This is a genomic window from Shewanella sp. MSW, from assembly GCF_007636515.1.
GTDB classification, from domain to species: Bacteria; Pseudomonadota; Gammaproteobacteria; order Enterobacterales; family Shewanellaceae; genus Shewanella; species Shewanella indica.
In genome coordinates this window covers 39,009-58,434 of sequence record NZ_LVDR01000023.1, presented here as the reverse complement: position 1 = coordinate 58,434, position 19,426 = coordinate 39,009, and the positions used below count along the sequence as shown (strand labels likewise).

The window sequence follows — 19,426 nt, the reverse complement described above, 5'->3', positions numbered from 1 at the left end:
AACGCTATCTCAGCTGTCCATCCATTTTGAAGGACGACTGGATGCTCACATCGATCTGTGATTTTTAACGTGACACAGAATTTTGAACACCCTCCGTGACACAGAATTTTGAACACCCTCTTTTTTGCTAATCGAGATTTATCAGTGAGTCAAAACGGAGTAGATTCATCATTTCCCTTACTATTTCGTTTCTTCATTCTCAAATATATAAGCCGTAATATATAACAATTGATAGTGAAGCCTACCGAATAAGATATGATCCTAAGAAGTAAACTATTACTTTTATCAACTAATGGGGAAACTAGTTCTATGATGAACTGTGACCAAGGGATTGAGCCAAAATAGAAAATTCCACCAAAAATGTTAAAACCCTTTGCCCACAAAGTACCTTTACCGAAACCCCACCAAACAGCATAAAACCCCAATGCAAACATAAGAAAAGCAAAAATAATCCCTAATTCTTTAAAAAATGATTTATCTAATTTCATTTTTGCGTTTTCTCCATTTCTTGAACTCTTTCCTTAGCATTATCCTCAAGTCTTCTTGGTAATGCGCTCGGCTTTACGCCAACATCTTTTAATACACTAGAGACTGACGCAGCACATTCAAATGGCGCAGCACCTCCTTCTTCAACCATGTTATTTTGTATAGCAGCTTCCTGCTCAGCAGTCGTAGGTATTGTTACAACGGAAATCTCACTGCCCACAGATTCATGAAACTGGGTGTAATCTGATAGGGTTGAAGTAGTAAATACATCTCCACTTCCTCTAACCTCCCCACTAGATGGTGAGTAGCTTCCTGCTGGATCATAGAGCATTGTATTCCCATCTCTATTAGTCATAGTTGCCGAATGAGTACTAACTCCATAATCTTTAACTGTTATTAATAATGTCTCCCTGCCATCAGGATCAAAATATTTGTACGGATTATTATTCGCATAGGCATATCGATTAAAGCTATGTATATCCCTGAATCCATTGGGATCATTGGCATAGAAGCGTCCAATCAGTGGATCATAGTATCTTGCCTGCATATAGGTCAGGTTCAAGTCCTCATCCTGCAGGTGGCCAGTGTAACCTATGCCGGCCTTGTCTCCCCCCAATCGTTTGCCAAATGGCTCGTAATGACTGCGACTGGTGATGTTACCGGCACTGTCCGATTCTGCAACGACTGACCCCAGCATGTCTGTATGCTGATATCTAACTGTGGTTGCTGATACTTGGCTGCATATTAACAGTAACAGCAGCGTTAGGAGTTGAATTATTCGTTCCATGAGTATTCCCCTTACATGTAATCACCGCCGCCGCTACTGCCGCCGCGAGCTGTCGCAATAGCGCTTTTGCTGCCGCCGTTTCCTGTGCAAGTGACACTGATGTTATACACTGTGCCATTCTTTAATTCTGTTTGTGTGCCACTTGTACCTACCAGGGTAATAGTGCCCATGTTGATACCATTCCGATACTTTTGAATCGTACCGCTGCAGCTCGTGGATGAAGTTGACCAAGAATTATGGGTGTCTTCATTTTGATTTTGTCAAGAATTATGGGTGTCTCCATTTTGCTACCTCCGGGTGCTCAAATCCACTACTGGTGCTTGAACGCAGACAGAAAGAAGATTAAGTTATTGTTTTACAGTGGGTGGCTTGATTTTTATATGTGGATTTGAATCTGCCAACAAGTTAAGGAGATGTAGTGTAAATGAGTGATGATTTATATGAGGTTATATATTTCGACCAACATTTGATTCTTAAAAAAAGCTTATATGAACAAGTGCCTCATAGTGGATTAAATGTGGCTTTTAGTTCTAATGAAGGTTTTATTCTTAGACCTCATATATATTTTCGCCCTATCAATATGACTGATACTTTTAATGAATATAAGTTCTCTGAATTAATATTTGAATGTTACGAAGGAATGGCCAATGTTGTTTCTCAATTAGTTGAAGAGAACGATGAGGAAGTCCACGTAATTACGCGTTATTTTATGAGGCACGACGATGAGAATGGTCGTTTATTGGGGGATAAATTCATATACAAAACGGAATATTACACTTTTGAATATCAAATTGAAAACTCTCTAGTACCTATCAAAAGTGCCTGTACTCCTTTGAATCCATTAGGTTTATCCTGTGAAGGTACGCTGGAGTGTTGGGTAGCAGAGATCACCTTGGATAAATATTTTTCTTTACTACGATAATCGTGGTTTTACACATAAAAAACTGCTAAAACGGACGCAGGAACATTCGGTGGTTTTGGTTCTGAGTGTGATTGGCTTGTAGTGGCCAATTAACTTGACCACTACACTGTCAGTACAAGTCTGAGCTAGTGCAGGTAATATTCGACATCGACAACGATTGGAGTGGGTCATTGTTTTTATTTGGCGACTAAACAATAACTCTCCAACCGTTTTCATTTGTAGTCCACGCTAATCTGCGATGAACCTAATTTTTACATTCGTTTTTATACCGCTTCTTCGTTTTCTTCACCGGTACGGATACGAATAATGCGTTCGATATCGGTCACAAAGATCTTACCGTCGCCGATTTTACCGGTACGGGCGGTTTCAACAATCACATCCAGTGCCTGTTCCAGCAGATCATCCTGAATCACCAGTTCTATCTTCACCTTGGGCAGAAAGTCGACCATATACTCGGCACCACGGTACAACTCTGTATGTCCCTTCTGGCGGCCAAAACCTTTGACTTCCAGAACCGTCATACCGGTTATTCCTATCTCAGCCAACGCCTCACGGACATCGTCCAGTTTAAACGGCTTGATTATGGCTTCCACTTTCTTCATCAGGCACTCCTTTAGGGCTTGGAATTCTTCCGCAACTCATGACCATTCCCAGGTCAATTTGACCGGAGAAATAGCTCGCGATTTTGCTTGTTCGGATACAATCGCAATAGCTTATCACGACATACTGCGGGCAAGAAGTGATTGTCCGCTCAGATGAAAAAACCAGGCCTATTCCTTCGCAGTAGCCATGATCAACTCGGTGTACTTATTCATCCCTTAGGTAAGCAAGTGCAATATTTAGTGCAAACTCATCTAAAAGGACACCAGAGCCGAGCCTCTGCCTGGACTAAACTAACACTCAGGTTCGCCGGATGCGGGCCGCCCAATGCTCAAGGATGAGATTATGCGTCATTTACCACTTGGTTTTTCGCTGCTGGAGGTCATGGTCGCCATGGTGCTGCTGGCAATACTGGCCTCAGTCGGGGCGCCATCACTCAAGTCGCTCTACGAAGGTTATCGCGCTCAAACCGGTATAAAACAAGTACAACAACTGCTGCAATTTGCCCGTAATCAGGCCATTAGTTATGGCGTCAGAGTCAGTGTCTGCGCTCTCAAGGATGGCCGCTGTGAAGCCAATGCCTGGCAGCAAGGGATAACGGTTTTCAGCGACCGCAACGGTAATCTGACCCTGGATGATGACGACAAGCTGCTGTTTCAAAGCGGCGCTTTTGATAGCCAAGACATACTCAAGTACAACCGGAAAGCGATACGCTTTCTGCCGGATGGACTGGCGTCAGGAACCAATGGCACCTTCAAGTATTGTCCTGGTAAGGCTAATAGTCCCCACTCAAAAGCCTTGATAATCAATCAAGCCGGACGAATTCGACGCTCTCAGGATAAAAACATCAGTTGTCAGGATGGTTGATGCTGGTGGAATTAACGACCACTGCACAGGGTTTGCAAAGACTACTGTAATTAACAACTCATTCACTTATACTTAAGCGTAATCTATTCGTGTGAAGAGTTGACTATGGCTGTTGCACATTTTTCCAGTTCCAGAATCCGTGGCTTTACGCTGGTCGAACTCATGGTCACCATTGCTGTTGCCGCCATACTGCTGTCTGTGGGAGTTCCCTCACTCACTTCTTTATATGAAAGCTATCGCAGTAAGTCGGAAATAAGCCGAATTGAACAAGCCCTGTCCTTCGCCCGCAACCAGGCCATCAGCTATGGTATGGAGGTGAAAGTTTGTGGCTATCAGAGTGATACAGGTTGTGCCGCCAATTTTAATGATGGCCTCAAGGTCTATACCGAGGCCGGAGGCAGCGAAAAAATATTGCGGGTAGTGGAAGGCATCGACAGCAAGGATGCCATCGTGGGCAGCAATGTTGGCTTTCGTGCCGATGGCCTAAGCAACACAGGCGAAGTGACCTTTATCTATTGCCCTTCCAAGCAAGCCAATGGCTCAAGAAGTGTGACGGTTTCCAGCTCAGGGATGATCAAATACGGCGCTGATGGCCTGGCCTGCCCAATTTAAATGACAGAGGTCATGCCGGTTTCAGTAGAGTGAATCTATGTCAGAGCCATGATCACAAGTCACTTTAATCTGATGGTGAAGTCAACAGGAAACCCACCTCACCTTCTTCAGTCAGCCCCAGAGACTGCCAACCAAGATGGCGATAAAAGCCTTCGGCGCGGGTACCCGGCTCGGTACTGAGTTGCAGCTTGCTACAGCCTCCGGCATGGAGCCAGTCAACCGCTTGCTGTAACAAGGCCTTACCTATGCCCTTTCCTTCCGACTCCGGCGCGATAAAAAGCGCCCAAATTCTGGCATCATCACGATCGCTACAGACAAAACCCAATAGTTGTGTTTCATCCTCTGCAACCCAAGTGCGCCGCCGACCTGTCAAATAGCTGAGATAGCAAGCTTGAGTGATCCGCCCGGGATCCTGCAGGCGGTTTTCGCGCACATTCAATCTCAACGCCATTATGGCAGGAATATCGCTTAACCTGGCGGTGCGTATGCTTGGGTTCATACAATGATAGTAATAAAAACTGTTCACCATGCTCAAATTAACGCCAATCCGGCGGTTATGTCCAGTCATCAATATATTGTTATCCCAAGAGAAGTTTACTCCAGCCAAGCCATAGAAAGTGGAGAAGGTAACACTGCCAAGCAGCAACCTATTACACTTGCTTACACTAAGGAACACATATCCGGCAACGAACGTGTAATTGTAAGAAGCCTGAATATACGCTAGGTTTATTCAGCTAATTCAGTCAGATAAATCTGGCAAACGTCAGTACACAAGGATGGTCGCCATGAACGAACAACGCCCCGACTTTATCTACCCTCCCGGCTCAGTGCTTATGCACTCTCCTCTGGTGTTAACCCAAGCCGATATGTACGGTTTTTTCCTCAAGGGCAAGCTTGCCAATTTGCAACAGAGTGTCGACCAAACCCTGAACCAGGTCGCCAACAACAAGATGTATTTCAAGGTGTTGTCCCCTTATGTACTGACAACTTTCACTCAAATCGCCAAGGCTTATTCCAGTGTCGAGGTGGATCGCAACAAGGGTTGGATCCAGGAAACCGATATCATCACCTGGGTGATGGTGGGCAAACAGGCCAATCCAGATTCCGGCGAAATCAGCGAAATTCTGTTTCAGCCGCTGCATATCTGGGTCAATGATGCGATGGCATTGATCAATGGCCGCGAGCTGTTTGGTTATCCCAAATACGCCTGCGAATACCGGATGCCAGGCGTAGATGAGCCGCTGACAGAACTGTCGTTGGCGGCCAAGAGTTTTCAAAAATTCTCCCCGGATGCCGAGCTGGCAATGGCACCACTGCTCCAGATTAAGTGCAGGCCGCAGCAGGAGAATGCCCTCTCGCCACTGGAAGCCATAGGCCAAACCTGGGACTTTATTCAGGCCCAAACCGACTTTATTCCCGATCTGGATGCTCTTGGGGCCGAGCAGGTATTCGAACTGCTGTTCAAACCGGCGGTGGAGCAAGTTTTCCTGAAGCAGTTCCCCGACGCTTCCGGCACCAAGGCGGTATATCAGGCGCTGCTGCAGGCGCCCGCCAGAGTCACCAAGGTGCATCATCTGTCGCTGCTGGATAACTCCCTGGTGGCCACAGTCTTTGCCAACGACAGCTTCCCGCTGGCCGAAACCCTGGGGGTACAGCTCGGCGAGCAGCAGGTGTTGCTGCCCTACCATGTGAACTTTGACTTTGAGGTGCCGCCGGGCGAAGTGTTGGTGGACAACTCTATAGTCAAAAAAGAGAAAATTGCCATTCTCGGTGGAGGCGTTGCCGCCATTACCGCGGCCATGTGCCTTACAGAACAACCTGGCTGGCAAAACCGGTACCAGATAGATATCTATCAACAGGGCTGGCGCATTGGTGGCAAGGGAGCCTCCGGGCGCAATGCCGCCATGGGGGATCGTATCGAAGAGCATGGGCTGCATATTTGGTTTGGGTTCTACCAAAATGCCGCGGCCCTGATGCGCAAAGCCTATGAGGAACTGGGGCGAGCGGATGACGCGCCGCTGGCCAGCTTTGTCGAAGCATTCAAGCCCCATAACTTTATTGTGCTGCAGGAACAGATAGAGGGGCGCAGCCTGAGCTGGCCCATAGAGTTCCCGCCCATGCCGGGTATCCCCGGCGACAGTACAGAAACCCTGACGCTGTGGAAATTGGTCAAGGCGGCCTTTTACTGGATCCGTCAATGGCTAAAACAGATGGATGAAGTCGATGAGGCCGTGGCCAAGGATAGCCCCAGAGACTGGTTCACCCGCGACTGGTTTGAACGCCTGAACGATCGCATCGAAGAGGCGCTGGATGACGCCAAAGATAGCCTGGAAACCCTGGGGGACAAGCTGGAGTGCCGCTTCAACCAGCTGATAGGCCAGGAGTGTGACGATCACCACCACGACACTGTCGAGGACGATGGCCTAATCGAGAGTGCCGTCGATATACTGCATCGGCGTCTCAAGCGCCGCTTTGGCGATCACTTGAGTGGCAATGACGAGCTCAGGCGCCTCTACATAGGTGCCGACCTCGGTCTGACCATACTCAAGGGGATGTTTGTCGATGGGGTATTCAAGGGCGGATTCGATGTTATCAACGGCTATGACTACCGCGAATGGCTGCGTCGCCATGGCGCCAGCGAGCGTTACACTGTCGATTCGACACCGGTAAGGGGCTTCTACGATCTGGTGTTCGCCTATGAACAGGGCGATTTCTCCCGCCCCAATGTGGAAGCCGGCACCATAATCCGCTCCATGCTGCGAATTGCCCTCTGCTACCAAGGGGGCGTGATGTGGAAAATGCAGGCCGGCATGGGCGACACAGTATTCACCCCCTACTATGAAGTGTTGAAACGCCGCGGAGTGAATTTTCACTTCTTCCACCAGGTACAACAGCTGCAATGTCAGGGGCAATCCGTCAGCGGCATAGAGATAGTGGAGCAGGCCAGCCTCAAGCCTGGACTCAGCGAGTATCAGCCGTTGGTGGATGTCAAAGGACTCGGCTGCTGGCCAAGCGAGCCTCTGCTATCACAACTGGATGAAACTCAAGCCAGATTAATTGCCGAAAACCGGGTCAACCTGGAACACTTCTGGAGTGATTGGCCGCAGCTGTACCAGCAAGAAACCGGCCACGCTCTGCCGGTGAAGCAGCTGCGTAAGGGGGTAGATTTTGACAAGGTGATCTTCGGTCTATCCATAGGCGCCGTTCCTCATGTGGCTAAAGAAGTGATGACCCAAAGTCCGGCGCTATCACAGGCTGTGGCCAAGGTGCAAACTGTGGCGACCCAGGCCTATCAGTTGTGGCTCAACACAGATCTCAACGGTCTTGGCTGGCAGCTTTTTCCGGCTTCCGGCGAAGAGCCTGTGCTGTCGGCCTTCAGCGAACCCTATGACACCTGGGCCAGTATGGATCAATTGATTGACAAAGAAAGCTGGCCGATAGGCCGCGTCAAGAATGCCAGTTACTTCTGCTCGGCGCTGCCGGTTGCCGAATATCCCCCCAGAGAGCAGAGCGACTTTAACCAGCAAATGAATGCCGTGGCCAAGTCCGGGGCTCTGGGGCAACTCGAGCATCAAATAGGCAATCTCTGGCCGGAAGCCAAAAATGGCTTTGTCTGGGATTGGCTGCACGATCCGGAGGAACGTCAAGGACAACAGCGCTTTGACAGCCAATACTGGCGTGCCAATGTCGACCCGTCCGAGCGGTATGTGTTGTCGGTGAAAGATAGCTCGCGTTTTCGCATCACCACAGACGGTACTGGGCTGGATAACCTCTATGTCACCGGTGATTGGATAAAAACAGGGCTGAATGTGGGCTGCGTCGAAGCCGCAACCATGGCGGGTATGCACACCTCCAAGGCTATCTGTGGCTATCCGCGCCATATCAAGGGTGAGGAAGACTTTTGATAAGCATCCAGGCGAGATTTAGCCGGTTCGACTCAGCTATGAGCTTGCTCTGGACTGAGCTGCTGACTTAGCTCCGGACTTAGCGCAGGAATTAGTCCCGAAATTAGCCCCGAGAGTTCAGCGGGGCAGGCCTTCGGCTGCGGCCAGTTGTCTGGCGTGCAGCTCACGACGACGCAGACTCTTGCACTGATACAAGTCTTTGTCAGCGGCGCGGACCCAATCCTGGACCGTTTCTTTGTCTGTACTGGCCGCAGAGCCATGATTGACACAGAGCTCGGCAAAACCTTCACTGGCAATACGCTGCTCCAGCCTCGGCAGCAAGTTCTGCAGTCGCTGCCCCTCGACTTCCGGCAGTAGCAAAGCAAAGTCATTGCCACTAATGCGAAAAGGCTTGAGCTTGGCTTCAGACCAGCTTTGTAGCTCTTCGGCTACCGCCAACAGCAATCTGTCCCCTTCCCCATGTCCCAGGGTGTCATTGACCCGTTTCAGCCCCTCAATATCCAACAATACCAACAGGTATCCCGGCTTGGGCATGCCACTACTCAGGCAGGAATCCGCCAGACTCTCATCATAGGCCAAGCGGTTGGCAAGACCTGTAAGGCTATCACTGCGAGCTCGTTCCCAAGCGATACCCAACTTGCGGATATACTCCTGGCGCTCCTCCGACAAGAGTTTGAGCTTACTTGCCAACGCCAAGGACAGCAACAGAGCATCGGCAGTGCCACCCAGCAAAGTTGCCAGCTCGGCATATTCAAAAAAGTCCGGGGTGATACCCATGTTACCAGGCAATATGATGATTGCCGGCAGCAGCAAACAGCTGAAGGCCATTATGAAATAACGCGCCGGCGAGAAGCCTTTCATCAGACAGACATTACCGCAAACTATCGCCAGTCCAATCCAGAGCATAATAAGCACTGAAGCAATAATCGCCGTATAGGACAAGAACCAAATACTGGTGGGCAGAGCCAACACACAGGCCCACAACAAGATGCGACTGAGGCGCCAAAGCTTGGGCGAATAGAGAGAAAGCTGCAGAAAATTGTTATAGAACAAAATGTTCAATATGGGCAGGCTGATAAAGAATAGGTGATGCAACTCGAGTTGCCGGAACTGAAACAAGTGCGCGGGCAAGTGGAAGGTCAAGGCCCAGCCGCCGAAGTAAGCCAGCACATAAAGACCGTACCAAAAGAACGCCTTGTCACGGGTGGTAAAGAAGATGAACAGGTTATAGCAGGCGATAAAAATCAAGCCCCCGAGACATAGCACCACGGCTGTGGCATGTCTGTCGGCGCTGAGCCTGTGTTCTATTTCAGGAGCCAGGCGGATCTCGGGTGCCGATGAGTAGTAACGGCTCTCAACCTTGACCACCAGCCAATAATCTATCCCCGGCTTGATGGTGAACCGCCTGCCATAATCAAACAAATACTGATAGTCGGCATCATAGCCCGAGTGGGCTTGCTGTTTGCTACCATCTTGCCCCAGCAGCAAAAGATCTATGGATTCTATAATGGAGTTGCGTACGTCTATGACCCAAGTCTGTTCACGACTTGCCACTCGTAAGGGATGCACCATCCAGTAACTGCCGCCGGTCAAACTCAGGCTGGTTTCCTGTTGCGCCCGGATCCAGGCTGGTACCGCCTCGAACGAAGTCGGTGCCAACTGTTGTGGCTCAGCCTTGAGAATGTAGCTGTTGTCGAGCACCTGAGTGGCCCAGGCACTCACACTAAACTGGAGCAGAACAAACGCCAGCAATAGCCTGAGCAGGGAACCTGGGTGTTTATCCATATTGAAGGGCGAACGTTTGTCTGTCGGCAAATCGATTTCCGTCCAAGACCATGGCGCTATCCTTATCCTTGAGAACACAAACGCCCAAGGCACTGAATCTATTTTTTATTGTTAATGATTTAACTCTATTTCGGCGAACCACATTTTGCAATCCAGCTCACAGCATTCGTGATAAAATTCTGTCAGGAAATGCCAGTTTGCCACGCTCCGGTGACGAAAAAGTGTAATTTCAGTCGATTCTGACCCTATCCCCCACCAACTTGAGCATTTCTGTAGCGACATCCACTTGGTCATCCAATACTAAAAAGTACCATCCCACAGTATTGCCTGTGCCTCTGATACTCAGATAGTTCCCCCAAAACTGCATCCCCGACTTGAGCAAATTATCACGACTGGCACGATTCTCTTCTCTAACTGTAGCAAACAATAGCCGGATCCCCATTTCCCGGGCGATTTGGATCCGTTTTTGGGTCAGGGCCGCCGCAATCCCCCGCCGTCTATAGTCGGGGCGCACCATTAAATATCCGAGCTCGGCGATATCTCCGCAACCGGCCTTGATCACAGCGCAGCCCACCAGCTCCCCGACTCCGTTTTGCGCCACTATCACGGCACGGGAGGCCATGAAGGCCTGATGATCCAAGGGGTGAGCATTATCATCGCGGCTATCAACCAAAGCGCAAGCGGCAGCAATCAAGTCAGGACTTTGGGCCAGGGAAACCGTGATTTCCTGGGCAGGATTAGGCATAAATACTCCTTTGGTGACTATACTTGGCGGATATGTGAGCTATCGAAGGGGACATTCCCCATAAAACCTAACCTCGGCTTAACCAGATTAACGTATGGCTACAGGTAAAAGCCGCAATTAGTTCGGGAAGGTGCGAACAGGTTCCATGTGTGCTCTGCGTAGGCTTACAGGCCAGGATGCAAGGCGTGATTCGCTGCAAATGGCCTTAGTCCTTTGCAAGAAGCACAACACAGCAAACTGGCCTGTAAGCCACGCCCTTCGGGGCTTACACTGCAACCGGCTCTCTGCGTTATCCGACTTTGACAGGCCCCGGCATGCCTTCAGTCAGATGCCTTGAACGCCAATTGCTGTGTAAGCCAGAGTGCCACGAGGACCTGTTTGCACCTTCCTTATGTTAGCCCCATTGAGGGAGTTTGTGGCAGACAACAAACACAATTCTCTGAGTAACCCCGGGTAACCGGGCACTGTCACGCTCCGGGAACAACAAGAGGAACCAAGATGAAAAATCGTATTTCAAGTATCGCACTGCTTTGCGGCTCAGGCCTGTTGCTGACTGCCTGTGGTGGCAGCGACAATGATACCCCGCCGACACCAACACCCAATACCGCCAAAGTTAGCTTCGCCGTATCTGATGCCCCGGTCGACAGTGCCGAAAAAGTGGTCGTGGCGTTTGACAAAATTGAGCTGGTACGGGAAGGACAAGATAACATCTTCCTCGAGGTCTCCGGACCTAACGGCGAAGACTACCGCCAACTGGATCTGCTGGAGTATCAAGGCAGCGACAGCGCTCTCATCCTCAGCGATGCCGAGTTGGAAGTCGGCACTTATTCACAGTTGATATTGCATATACTGGATGAGTCCACCGGCTCAGATCTCAGCTATGTGATCGACGAAACCGGTCAAGTGCCACTCAAGCAGCCCAGTACCAGGCTGCGTTTAGGCAGCTTCGAAGTCGACAGCACCGGCGTCCAGCGCTTCACTATAGAATTTGACCTGCGCCGCAGCCTGGTGGAAAACAAAAATGGTCAGCGCTATAACCTCAAGCCCCACGGCGTATCCATAGTCAACAATGCGACTGTGGCTTCCTTGTCCGGTGAGGTAGATATCAACCTGTTCAACGCAGGTGAATGTGCTGCCGATAGCGGCAACTTTGTCTACCTCTATCCCGGCCACGATCTGGAACCAGCATTACTGACCGATAACCTGGATCCGGATGTCAACCAGAATGCGGTACCAGAAGGCGCCGTAGTGCCATATAACTCGGTCGAAGTGGAGTATGAAGCAGGTAACTTCGGCAAATACGCCTTTGGCTTTATTCCCGCCGGGGATTATACAGTGGCCTTCAGCTGCAGCGCGGAAAATGACGACCCAGAGCAATATGATGGTCTTATTATTCCCAACCCTGCCCCTCAGTTGCATCAGGTCACCCTGAGCAACCAAACCGATACAGTGCAAGACTTCAACGCCATTGTCGCCCAGTAGCTTTCAAAGCCTTTTGTGAAAGGGAGCCTGTGCTCCCTTTTCTTTTGACTGTCTTTTATTGAGCCCACTTTGCAGAAGTGGTCAATGCTGTCACATAAATAGCTAACGACTATAGATACAGCAAGGTTGCCAATCCAAGGAAGGTAAAGAAGCCAACAACATCCGTGACCGTAGTCAGGATCACCGAGCCGGAAAGCGCAGCATCCTGATTAAATTTCTGCAATATCATGGGTACTGCCACCCCGGCCAATGCCGCAACCAGCATATTGACCAAAATAGCCACAGCAATCGTCATACCAATCAGGTTATCGTCAAACCAGAGCCCAGCCACCAAACCTATGAGTACGGCCCAGAGAATACCGTTGAGAGCCCCTATCCCAAGCTCGTTCTTCATCAAGGAAAACAGGTTTCCTATGGAAATCTGTCCCATCGCCATGCCGCGGATCATCAGGGTCAATGATTGCGAGCCGGCAATTCCGCCCATAGAGGCCACTATCGGCATCAATACCGCCAGCGCCACCACTTTTGCCAATACATCCTCGAACAAACCTATGGTGGCAGAGGCCAAAAATGCCGTCAGTAGATTGATCCCGAGCCAAATGGCGCGGCGACGAGCGCCCTTGACGATAGGCGCAAACAGGTCATCGGACTCATCCATACCGGCCGAGGCCATCAAACGCGCTTCATAGTGTTCTCGCACCAAGGCGGTTGCCGTTCGCAGCGTCAAGCGGCCGATTAAGGTGCCTTCTTCATCGACCACCGGCAGCTCAATGTCTGAGCTGTGCTCTATCGCTTCGGCGGCCTCTATCAAGGATGAATCGGCCGACAATACCCGGCTGTCCGGCTCGATAAGCGAAATAAGCGGGGTTTGCGGATCCTGACGAAAAATCTCATAGCGACTGACGGTTCCCTGGTAATGATTATCCTCATCCACCAGATAGAGGTTTTCGCAGCAATCCAAGTCAATACGGCGGAAAAAACGCTGCGCCTGTTCCACCCGGCTTTTGTTACTGAGCACCAAGGCCTGATGTTCTGTGTAACGACCTATTTCATTTTCCGAGTATTGATCATAAAGCTCATAGCGCTTGCGTTGCCGCTCCCCCATTTGCGCCAAAGCACGATCGATAAAGCTGTCGGGCAAATAATCGCTCCATTCGATCATCTCTTCAGCTGACAGTTGCGCCAGTAACAGATCCACCTCTTCCACCGACATCTGCCTAAGAAGGCTCATCCTGGGTTCGGCGCGCATCAAGCTGAGCACAGCTGACCGCTCGGCGAAGGCTATTTGATTCCAGCGCTCATAGCGTTCATCCAGCGGCAAGGATTCCAGCAATAAGGCTATCGTGCCAGGATCGGCCTCTTCTAGGATCTCACCAAAGACCTCGGCCTGAGCTTCGCCCTCCAATAGCGTTAACTGCTGTACCACCTGCCCCACTTCTGCTTGAGGTTGAAGCTCCGGCTCGGCTGCTGTTTGTGTCACTCAACTCTCCTCTCTCTTTCTTTTTAGTATGCGCTTGGGTCAAAATTTAAATTGCGCACAAATAAATTACTAACAATATAGTTTGTGTTATATAGTAAAGCTTCAACCAAGGAGCCACTATGTCTAACTCAATATACGCTATCCCACTTGAGAATATCCAAGGACAACAAACGGATCTCAGCGAATTTCAAGGACGGGTCATGTTGCTGGTCAATACCGCCAGTGCCTGTGGCTTTACTCCTCAGTATGCCGGATTGGAAAGCCTGTATCAGGAATTCAAAGACCAAGGCCTGGTGGTACTCGGCTTTCCCTGTAACCAGTTTGGTGCTCAGGAAAAGGGCAATGAGCAGGAGATCCAGTCCTTCTGCGAATTGAATTTTGGTGTTAGCTTCCCACTGTTTGCCAAGCTGGAAGTCAATGGCCCCCATGCTCATCCCTTGTTTAAACTGCTCAAGCAGCAGGCCCCTGGCGTGTTGGGCTCGGAAAGCATTAAATGGAATTTCACCAAGTTTCTGGTCGATCGCCATGGCAAAGTCAGCAAGCGCTATGCTCCCACAACCAAACCCGAGGCTCTGCGTAATCAGATTATCCAGCTATTACAGGATAAATAATCAATTGAAAAATAAACTAATTAAAAAAACATGATTATTTTTCGCCATTCAGGGGGAACCAAAACATCACTGCAGACTCCAACATAGTGAGCAGTGAATTTACTTTTTCATGTTCATCATTCTCCCTAAGGGGCTTCTAGCGCGGCCCCATTGATCTTCGATAGATCATAAGGCAGTCCTTAATGGCTGCCTTTTTTTATGCCTGCCAGCTCCACATGAAAAATCTCTTTATGGCTGAACTTTTTCTCTCCGAATAGCTCTGAATAAGTGAAGCGATTTTAACGGTTTCATCATCATCTCCCTTTTGGACTGAGCTACTGGAGCTAGCGCCCAAGATCTTCGTCCCCTGCATTTTTTAGGCAGTCCTTTGGACTGCCATTTTTATTCTCTATTTTCATGCTGTTTGGAGACTTGCCTTTAATCATGCTTGGCATGTCGCAGATAAAAATTTATCCACCAGGGAAACTTTTTCGGCAAAGCCGACTCTGAATTGCTGAACCTTTTTCAAGTGTTTCATCATCACCTCCCTTGGATGGGAGCCCGGCGCTAGCGCAGCGGGTTTTCATTCTTTGCACGACTTTTTGTACGAATCAGTTTTGTACGACCTTATATGGCAACCCCTTGGGTTGCCATTTTTTTATCCCCGCTTTTCAGCCGCAAACCAAGGTCAGCAAAAAAATTTCTCTTTCCAGGAAACTTTTTCGGCAAAGCCGACTCTGAATAACAGAACCTTTTTCAAGTGTTTCATCATCACCTCCCTTGGATGGGAGCCCGGCGCTAGCGCAGCGGGTTTTCATTCTTTGCACGACTTTTTGTACGAATCAGTTTTGTACGACCTTATATGGCAACCCCTTGGGTTGCCATTTTTTTATCCCCGCTTTTCAGCCGCAAACCAAGGTCAGCAAAAAAATTTCTCTTTCCAGGAAACTTTTTCGGCAAAGCCGACTCTGAATAACAGAACCTTTTTCAAGTGTTTCATCATCACCTCCCTTGGATGGGAGCCCGGCGCTAGCGCAGCGGGTTTTCATTCTTTGCACGACTTTTTGTACGAATTAGTTTTGTACGACCTTATATGGCAGCCCCTTGGGTTGCCATTTTTTTATCCTGCTGCTCAACTCACCCAGGTAAATAAATAGTTGATGCCAATATTGCCATTCAAGAAAATGAAAAGACTGAGTCAAACTCACTGCAACATCATAATATGGCAGACTTTTCTGGAATCTACTGTTCGGAGTGAAACAAATAAAATGAATTATTTTGCTTGGTGCGGGAACTCGCGGAAAAATCGGTAGTCAGAATTAGTGAACCGAGTGTTTCATCATTATCCTCCCTTCAAGATGGTTTCTAGCGCACCATCCAGAGTTTAGATTGAACTCTGACAGCGACCCAAATGGGTCGCTTTTTTTATGTCTCTATTTTACTGCTTGTCAGGCCCATTGAGGCGATGCTTGTGAACTTTGCAGAAGCGTGGTCAGCATATTAGCCAATTTATCCAGCGCTAGTTTTAACCCCTTTGGCATACTTTGAACATCTATGCCAAGCAGCAAGTTTTTAACCTCGAGTCCCAATTCGGTATCGCCTTCTATACTCAGTCGGCGCTGGAAGAATAGAGTGTCCGGATCCTCTTTGGCGGCTGCCACCAGCAAGAGTTCGGCGCTATTGGCACTGAAAGTGACTTCCGGAGCCGTAAAAGGTCGCACCTTGAAGCCCTGTTTGAAGCTGACTTCAAATGCCAATTCCATATCCTCGACCCGGACGCCAACCCATTGGTCTTCAAGAAAATCCAACTCGCCATCCTGAACCTGCTCGCTAAGCAATACCGCCAACAACTGTTGCAGTACACCCGCCTTGATAGTGAAAGGAACCAAATTCAGCGGTTTCCCGGCCAACTTGGGAGCCAGGGTGAGAATATCGCGCGCCGCCTTGGCGGCTAAAGCCGTGCGCATCTTGAGTTACTCCTGATAAAAAAGCCCAAACTCTGGCAGTCTAACTAAGTTTTATGGTTATAAACCTGTTTTATATCAACTCTATGAGATCCAAAGGTCGATAAACTGCTGCTTTGTTTGCAATTAGGGAGAAAGTTAACATGGAACTCCTGTGTCCGGCCGGGAACTTGGCTTCACTCAAGGCCGCTCTCAACGCCGGCGCCGATGCCCTCTATCTGGGGTTGAAAGACGATACCAACGCCCGCTCATTTGCCGGGTTGAACTTCACACCGACCAAGCTGCAACAGGCAGCCAAAGAGGTAAAGTCACAAGGGCGCAAACTGTATCTGACTATTAATACCTTTCCGCAACCGGGTGAAGAGAAACGCTGGTATCAAGCCGTCGATCTGGCCGCCAACACAGATATTGATGGGCTGATCATGGCCGATCTGTCGCTGCTGGATTATGCCCATAATCACTACCCTCACCTGCCGTTGCATTTGTCGGTACAAGCCAGCGCCACCAATATCGGCGCCTTGTCGCTCTATAAGCGAGAATTCAACATTGAGCGCGCCGTACTTCCCAGAGTGCTTTCCATCAAGCAGGTCAAGGATCTCGCCAAAGCCAGCCCGGTTGACCTGGAAGTGTTCGCCTTCGGCAGTCTATGCATTATGGCCGAAGGACGCTGTCAATTATCTTCTTATGTGACCGGGGAATCTCCCAACTCAGGAGGTTCCTGCTCACCGGCAAAACATGTGCGCTGGCAGGAAAATCAAGGCTGTCGCCAGACCCGTCTCAACGAAGTCTTGATTGACAGCTCGGGGTTGAATGAACAGATGGGCTACCCTGTGGTATGTAAGGGACGATATCTGACCGAAGAAGACAGCCAGCCAGGCTTTTTGCTGGAATCCCCCACCAGCCTCAATACTTTGGACTTACTGCCGGAACTGGCTCAGGCTGGCATAGTGTCGCTCAAAATTGAAGGTCGCCAACGCAGCCCCGCCTATGTGGAACAAGTTACCCGGGTTTGGCGCCAGGCACTGGACACCTATCAGAATGCGCCTGAGCGGTTCCAATCCAAACCAGAATGGCATGCCGCACTGGCCAAAGTATCCGAGGGACAAACCACTACGCTGGGTGCCTACGAGCGCAGCTGGCAATAGGAAGTTTTCTATGAATATTTCTCTTGGCCCGCTGCTTTATTGCTGGCCTAAAGCACAGGTACAAGCCTTTTACCGTGAAGTAGCAGACAGCACTATTCCACTAATTTATCTGGGAGAAGCCGTTTGTAGCCGCCGCAGGCAGATGAAGTTTGCCGATTATCTGGCCCTGGCCCATGAACTCAAAGACGCCGGTAAACAGATCGTACTGTCAACCTTGGCCTTGATAGAAGCACAATCCGAGCTTAAAGAGCTTAAGAAACAACTTGATAATGGCGAATTTATGGTTGAAGCCAACGATATGGCCGCCGTAGGTATGGCGCGAGAACAGGGACTGCCCTTTGTCTGTGGCGCCAGTATCAATAACTACAACAGAGCCAGCCTGGACAAACTGCACCAATGGGGCATGCAGCGCTTTGTGATGCCCATTGAGCTGTCAAAGACTTGGCTACAGAAAGTCACTACTCCCGCACCAAGCTTTGAAGTCGAGTTATTGGGCTATGGTTATTTGCCCTTGGCCCACTCGGCCCGCTGTTTCACTGCCCGCCATCGGGGACTGGCGAAAGATGACTGTCAGACAATATGCATCCAGCACCCCAAAGGCCTGGTCGCACAAACCCAGGAGCAACAGCCGCTATTGCGACTCAACGGTATCCAGACTCAATCGGCAGGCCGCTGCGATCTCAGACGGGATATTCCAGAAATGAAACGTTTGGGCGTTGACTGGTTCAGGGTATCACCCGATGGCCATGATTCTATCGCTCTGGCGGAATCTTTACGGCAAGATGCAGGGAGTGAAGTCGACGCCGAAACGAGCAATGAAGCCTGTAATGGATACTGGCACGGCGCGCCAGGCATGGTCTATAGACGTTAAATCAAAATCTTAAGCAAGCTCGTGTTTGGGCTTTTAATATGGATGTTCAACAGGCTCCTGTTCATCGGGAGCCTCTTTTGTACACAGTAGCAAACACAGGACCCAGAGCATAAAACTGCCGAGTCCCAGCCATACCAGCACCGCCGGCAACCAAAAGTCGGGGCGCGGTAATTGCAGCACCAACTCATAGTAAAAAGGATTGTCCCCCTCGGTAATACCAAGTTCCAGATATGGCAAAAACAGAAAAGCGCCCAAACTGATGCCGCTGATAAGCGCCGGGATTAAGGTCCATAAGGTGGCCGCGACAAAGGGGCGTTGTACTAGATAAATTAGATAGCAGCCTACGCTGATACAGCCAAAGATGAAAAACCACTTCAACATCATAGTGTGGAGATGATAGACATTGACCGGAAATAAGCCCACCCCGGCGAGCGCCATACAGGTCAGAGTCAAACTGAGATAAAGAAGATGACCACTCAATTGGCGAGATAGCTGCAGGATAAACAACCAGCAGAGTACCAAACTCAGGCTGCCAAAGAACAGACCACCATTAAGAACCACTGCCAAAGATGAATGACCATAACTGCCCAATTCACTCAAACTGTGATTGAGTAAACTGAAGCCCCGGCCATCGCCACTCTGATAGCCCAAGATAACCAACCCCAGGCCCAGCAGCAGTCCAAAGAGTCCCAGCAAACCAAAGCTCAACGCCATTCTTGCCAGTCTCTGTCTTCTTAACATGCCAGTGTTTGCCCCGGATTAGGTTTCTGCAGTCTAACTTACATGCTCCAGATTTTTTTTAAAGTCCGGGCAAGGTCTTTTTGCGTTACTGATCGCTTATTTACCCGAGTTTAAACAACAAAAGTCGCTCCCGGTCGAATTATTGCATTTTGGCACCAGAGTATAGATTCCGGTTCGTTGGCCCCTGGCTTATTCAGCAACTAATTGATGATATTGATTCTAATCGTCAAGATGATGACAGCCACGGAAATTGACATGGCTTGTCCAAGGGCAAAAATGCACCAGCAGATTCCACTGTAGTCAGCCGATAGCCAGTTTATTTATAGCGTTTTATCCCGGCCAAAACACTGACCACAGAATTTTACAATTAGTATTCATATCAATGATATGCAAATACTGGTTCCTAAAAGATTTGTCAAAAAAGCCCTCCCCCCAATAACCACA

The 19,426-nt window shown here is 49.4% G+C and carries 17 protein-coding genes; 8 read left to right on the top strand and 9 right to left on the bottom strand.

The genetic code is table 11. The features are described from left to right. Window positions 1-149: 149 nt before the first annotated feature. Window positions 150-488 (bottom strand): hypothetical protein, encoded by a 339-nt coding sequence (locus tag AYI96_RS18795; protein ID WP_144362141.1) that lies wholly within the window; start codon window positions 486-488, stop codon window positions 150-152. Continuing rightward, complete coding sequence (locus tag AYI96_RS18790) at window positions 485-1,273, bottom strand: RHS repeat-associated core domain-containing protein (RefSeq protein WP_144362140.1); 789 nt, start codon at window positions 1,271-1,273, stop codon at window positions 485-487. The genes AYI96_RS18795 and AYI96_RS18790 overlap by 4 nt, the downstream gene beginning before the upstream one ends. 424 nt (window positions 1,274-1,697) lie before the next feature. Here AYI96_RS18790 and AYI96_RS18785 point away from each other — a divergent pair, with 424 nt between their 5' ends. Continuing rightward, window positions 1,698-2,195, top strand: coding sequence for a hypothetical protein (locus AYI96_RS18785; protein ID WP_144362139.1), 498 nt, complete (start codon window positions 1,698-1,700; stop codon window positions 2,193-2,195). A 263-nt stretch (window positions 2,196-2,458) separates the two neighbouring features. On the opposite strand, the gene glnB is transcribed toward AYI96_RS18785, so the two are convergent. Further along, window positions 2,459-2,797, bottom strand: a complete 339-nt coding sequence (gene glnB / locus AYI96_RS18780) for a nitrogen regulatory protein P-II (RefSeq protein WP_025009956.1) — start codon at window positions 2,795-2,797, stop codon at window positions 2,459-2,461. A 343-nt stretch (window positions 2,798-3,140) separates the two neighbouring features. Here glnB and AYI96_RS18775 point away from each other — a divergent pair, with 343 nt between their 5' ends. Beyond that, entirely contained in the window at window positions 3,141-3,662 is a 522-nt protein-coding gene (locus AYI96_RS18775; protein WP_144362138.1) for a GspH/FimT family pseudopilin, read from the top strand. Between the two features lie 105 nt (window positions 3,663-3,767). Then, the gene (locus tag AYI96_RS18770) at window positions 3,768-4,274 is read left to right on the top strand and encodes a GspH/FimT family pseudopilin (protein ID WP_039036087.1); all 507 of its coding nucleotides are present in this window, start codon (window positions 3,768-3,770) and stop codon (window positions 4,272-4,274) included. Between the two features lie 64 nt (window positions 4,275-4,338). Here the strand turns inward: AYI96_RS18770 and AYI96_RS18765 are convergent, their stop codons facing one another. Further along, window positions 4,339-4,842 carry a GNAT family N-acetyltransferase gene (locus tag AYI96_RS18765; RefSeq protein WP_143078467.1) on the bottom strand — a complete coding sequence of 168 codons (504 nt, stop codon included), beginning with the start codon at window positions 4,840-4,842 and terminating at the stop codon, window positions 4,339-4,341. A 217-nt stretch (window positions 4,843-5,059) separates the two neighbouring features. On the opposite strand from AYI96_RS18765, the gene AYI96_RS18760 reads away from it, so the two are divergent. Continuing rightward, window positions 5,060-8,179, top strand: a complete 3,120-nt coding sequence (locus AYI96_RS18760; RefSeq protein ID WP_144362137.1) for an NAD(P)-binding protein — start codon at window positions 5,060-5,062, stop codon at window positions 8,177-8,179. Window positions 8,180-8,296: 117 nt separating this feature from the next. Here the strand turns inward: AYI96_RS18760 and AYI96_RS18755 are convergent, their stop codons facing one another. Together AYI96_RS18755 and AYI96_RS18750 are read right to left on the bottom strand one after the other, a co-directional pair. After that, window positions 8,297-9,964, bottom strand: a complete 1,668-nt coding sequence (locus tag AYI96_RS18755; protein ID WP_039036090.1) for a GGDEF domain-containing protein — start codon at window positions 9,962-9,964, stop codon at window positions 8,297-8,299. Window positions 9,965-10,193: 229 nt separating this feature from the next. After that, entirely contained in the window at window positions 10,194-10,709 is a 516-nt protein-coding gene (locus tag AYI96_RS18750) for a GNAT family N-acetyltransferase (RefSeq protein ID WP_039036085.1), read from the bottom strand. A 498-nt stretch (window positions 10,710-11,207) separates the two neighbouring features. Between AYI96_RS18750 and AYI96_RS18745 the strand changes: the two genes are divergently transcribed. After that, complete coding sequence (locus AYI96_RS18745) at window positions 11,208-12,191, top strand: DUF4382 domain-containing protein (protein WP_039036084.1); 984 nt, start codon at window positions 11,208-11,210, stop codon at window positions 12,189-12,191. Window positions 12,192-12,300: 109 nt separating this feature from the next. On the opposite strand, the gene AYI96_RS18740 is transcribed toward AYI96_RS18745, so the two are convergent. Next, a complete protein-coding gene (locus tag AYI96_RS18740; protein WP_144362136.1) occupies window positions 12,301-13,671 on the bottom strand; it encodes a magnesium transporter in 1,371 nt (456 codons plus the stop codon). A 119-nt stretch (window positions 13,672-13,790) separates the two neighbouring features. Between AYI96_RS18740 and AYI96_RS18735 the strand changes: the two genes are divergently transcribed. After that, window positions 13,791-14,282: a glutathione peroxidase gene (locus AYI96_RS18735; protein ID WP_039036082.1), complete on the top strand. Its 492-nt coding sequence runs from the start codon at window positions 13,791-13,793 to the stop codon at window positions 14,280-14,282. Between the two features lie 1,427 nt (window positions 14,283-15,709). Here the strand turns inward: AYI96_RS18735 and AYI96_RS18730 are convergent. Further along, on the bottom strand, window positions 15,710-16,228 hold the full coding sequence (locus AYI96_RS18730; protein ID WP_039034871.1) for an SCP2 domain-containing protein: 519 nt from the start codon (window positions 16,226-16,228) through the stop codon (window positions 15,710-15,712). 140 nt (window positions 16,229-16,368) lie between these two features. On the opposite strand from AYI96_RS18730, the gene AYI96_RS18725 reads away from it, so the two are divergent. Next, the gene (locus AYI96_RS18725; protein ID WP_039034872.1) at window positions 16,369-17,370 is read left to right on the top strand and encodes a peptidase U32 family protein; all 1,002 of its coding nucleotides are present in this window, start codon (window positions 16,369-16,371) and stop codon (window positions 17,368-17,370) included. Window positions 17,371-17,380: 10 nt separating this feature from the next. Beyond that, on the top strand, window positions 17,381-18,241 hold the full coding sequence (locus tag AYI96_RS18720) for a U32 family peptidase (protein ID WP_071477016.1): 861 nt from the start codon (window positions 17,381-17,383) through the stop codon (window positions 18,239-18,241). Between the two features lie 33 nt (window positions 18,242-18,274). Here AYI96_RS18720 and AYI96_RS18715 read toward each other — a convergent pair whose 3' ends face one another. Then, window positions 18,275-18,982, bottom strand: coding sequence for a hypothetical protein (locus AYI96_RS18715; RefSeq protein WP_071477015.1), 708 nt, complete (start codon window positions 18,980-18,982; stop codon window positions 18,275-18,277). Window positions 18,983-19,426 lie beyond the last annotated feature (444 nt).

What these genes read in the sequence shown, in the direction of transcription:
- AYI96_RS18795 (WP_144362141.1), bottom strand. Translation starts at nt 488, where the DNA reads ATGAAATTAGATAAATCATTTTTTAAAGAATTAGGGATTATTTTTGCT.
- AYI96_RS18790 (WP_144362140.1), bottom strand. Translation starts at nt 1,273, where the DNA reads ATGGAACGAATAATTCAACTCCTAACGCTGCTGTTACTGTTAATATGC.
- AYI96_RS18785 (WP_144362139.1), top strand. Translation starts at nt 1,698, where the DNA reads ATGAGTGATGATTTATATGAGGTTATATATTTCGACCAACATTTGATT.
- glnB (WP_025009956.1), bottom strand. Translation starts at nt 2,797, where the DNA reads ATGAAGAAAGTGGAAGCCATAATCAAGCCGTTTAAACTGGACGATGTC.
- AYI96_RS18775 (WP_144362138.1), top strand. Translation starts at nt 3,141, where the DNA reads ATGCGTCATTTACCACTTGGTTTTTCGCTGCTGGAGGTCATGGTCGCC.
- AYI96_RS18770 (WP_039036087.1), top strand. Translation starts at nt 3,768, where the DNA reads ATGGCTGTTGCACATTTTTCCAGTTCCAGAATCCGTGGCTTTACGCTG.
- AYI96_RS18765 (WP_143078467.1), bottom strand. Translation starts at nt 4,842, where the DNA reads ATGACTGGACATAACCGCCGGATTGGCGTTAATTTGAGCATGGTGAAC.
- AYI96_RS18760 (WP_144362137.1), top strand. Translation starts at nt 5,060, where the DNA reads ATGAACGAACAACGCCCCGACTTTATCTACCCTCCCGGCTCAGTGCTT.
- AYI96_RS18755 (WP_039036090.1), bottom strand. Translation starts at nt 9,964, where the DNA reads ATGGATAAACACCCAGGTTCCCTGCTCAGGCTATTGCTGGCGTTTGTT.
- AYI96_RS18750 (WP_039036085.1), bottom strand. Translation starts at nt 10,709, where the DNA reads ATGCCTAATCCTGCCCAGGAAATCACGGTTTCCCTGGCCCAAAGTCCT.
- AYI96_RS18745 (WP_039036084.1), top strand. Translation starts at nt 11,208, where the DNA reads ATGAAAAATCGTATTTCAAGTATCGCACTGCTTTGCGGCTCAGGCCTG.
- AYI96_RS18735 (WP_039036082.1), top strand. Translation starts at nt 13,791, where the DNA reads ATGTCTAACTCAATATACGCTATCCCACTTGAGAATATCCAAGGACAA.
- AYI96_RS18730 (WP_039034871.1), bottom strand. Translation starts at nt 16,228, where the DNA reads ATGCGCACGGCTTTAGCCGCCAAGGCGGCGCGCGATATTCTCACCCTG.
- AYI96_RS18725 (WP_039034872.1), top strand. Translation starts at nt 16,369, where the DNA reads ATGGAACTCCTGTGTCCGGCCGGGAACTTGGCTTCACTCAAGGCCGCT.
- AYI96_RS18720 (WP_071477016.1), top strand. Translation starts at nt 17,381, where the DNA reads ATGAATATTTCTCTTGGCCCGCTGCTTTATTGCTGGCCTAAAGCACAG.
- AYI96_RS18715 (WP_071477015.1), bottom strand. Translation starts at nt 18,982, where the DNA reads ATGTTAAGAAGACAGAGACTGGCAAGAATGGCGTTGAGCTTTGGTTTG.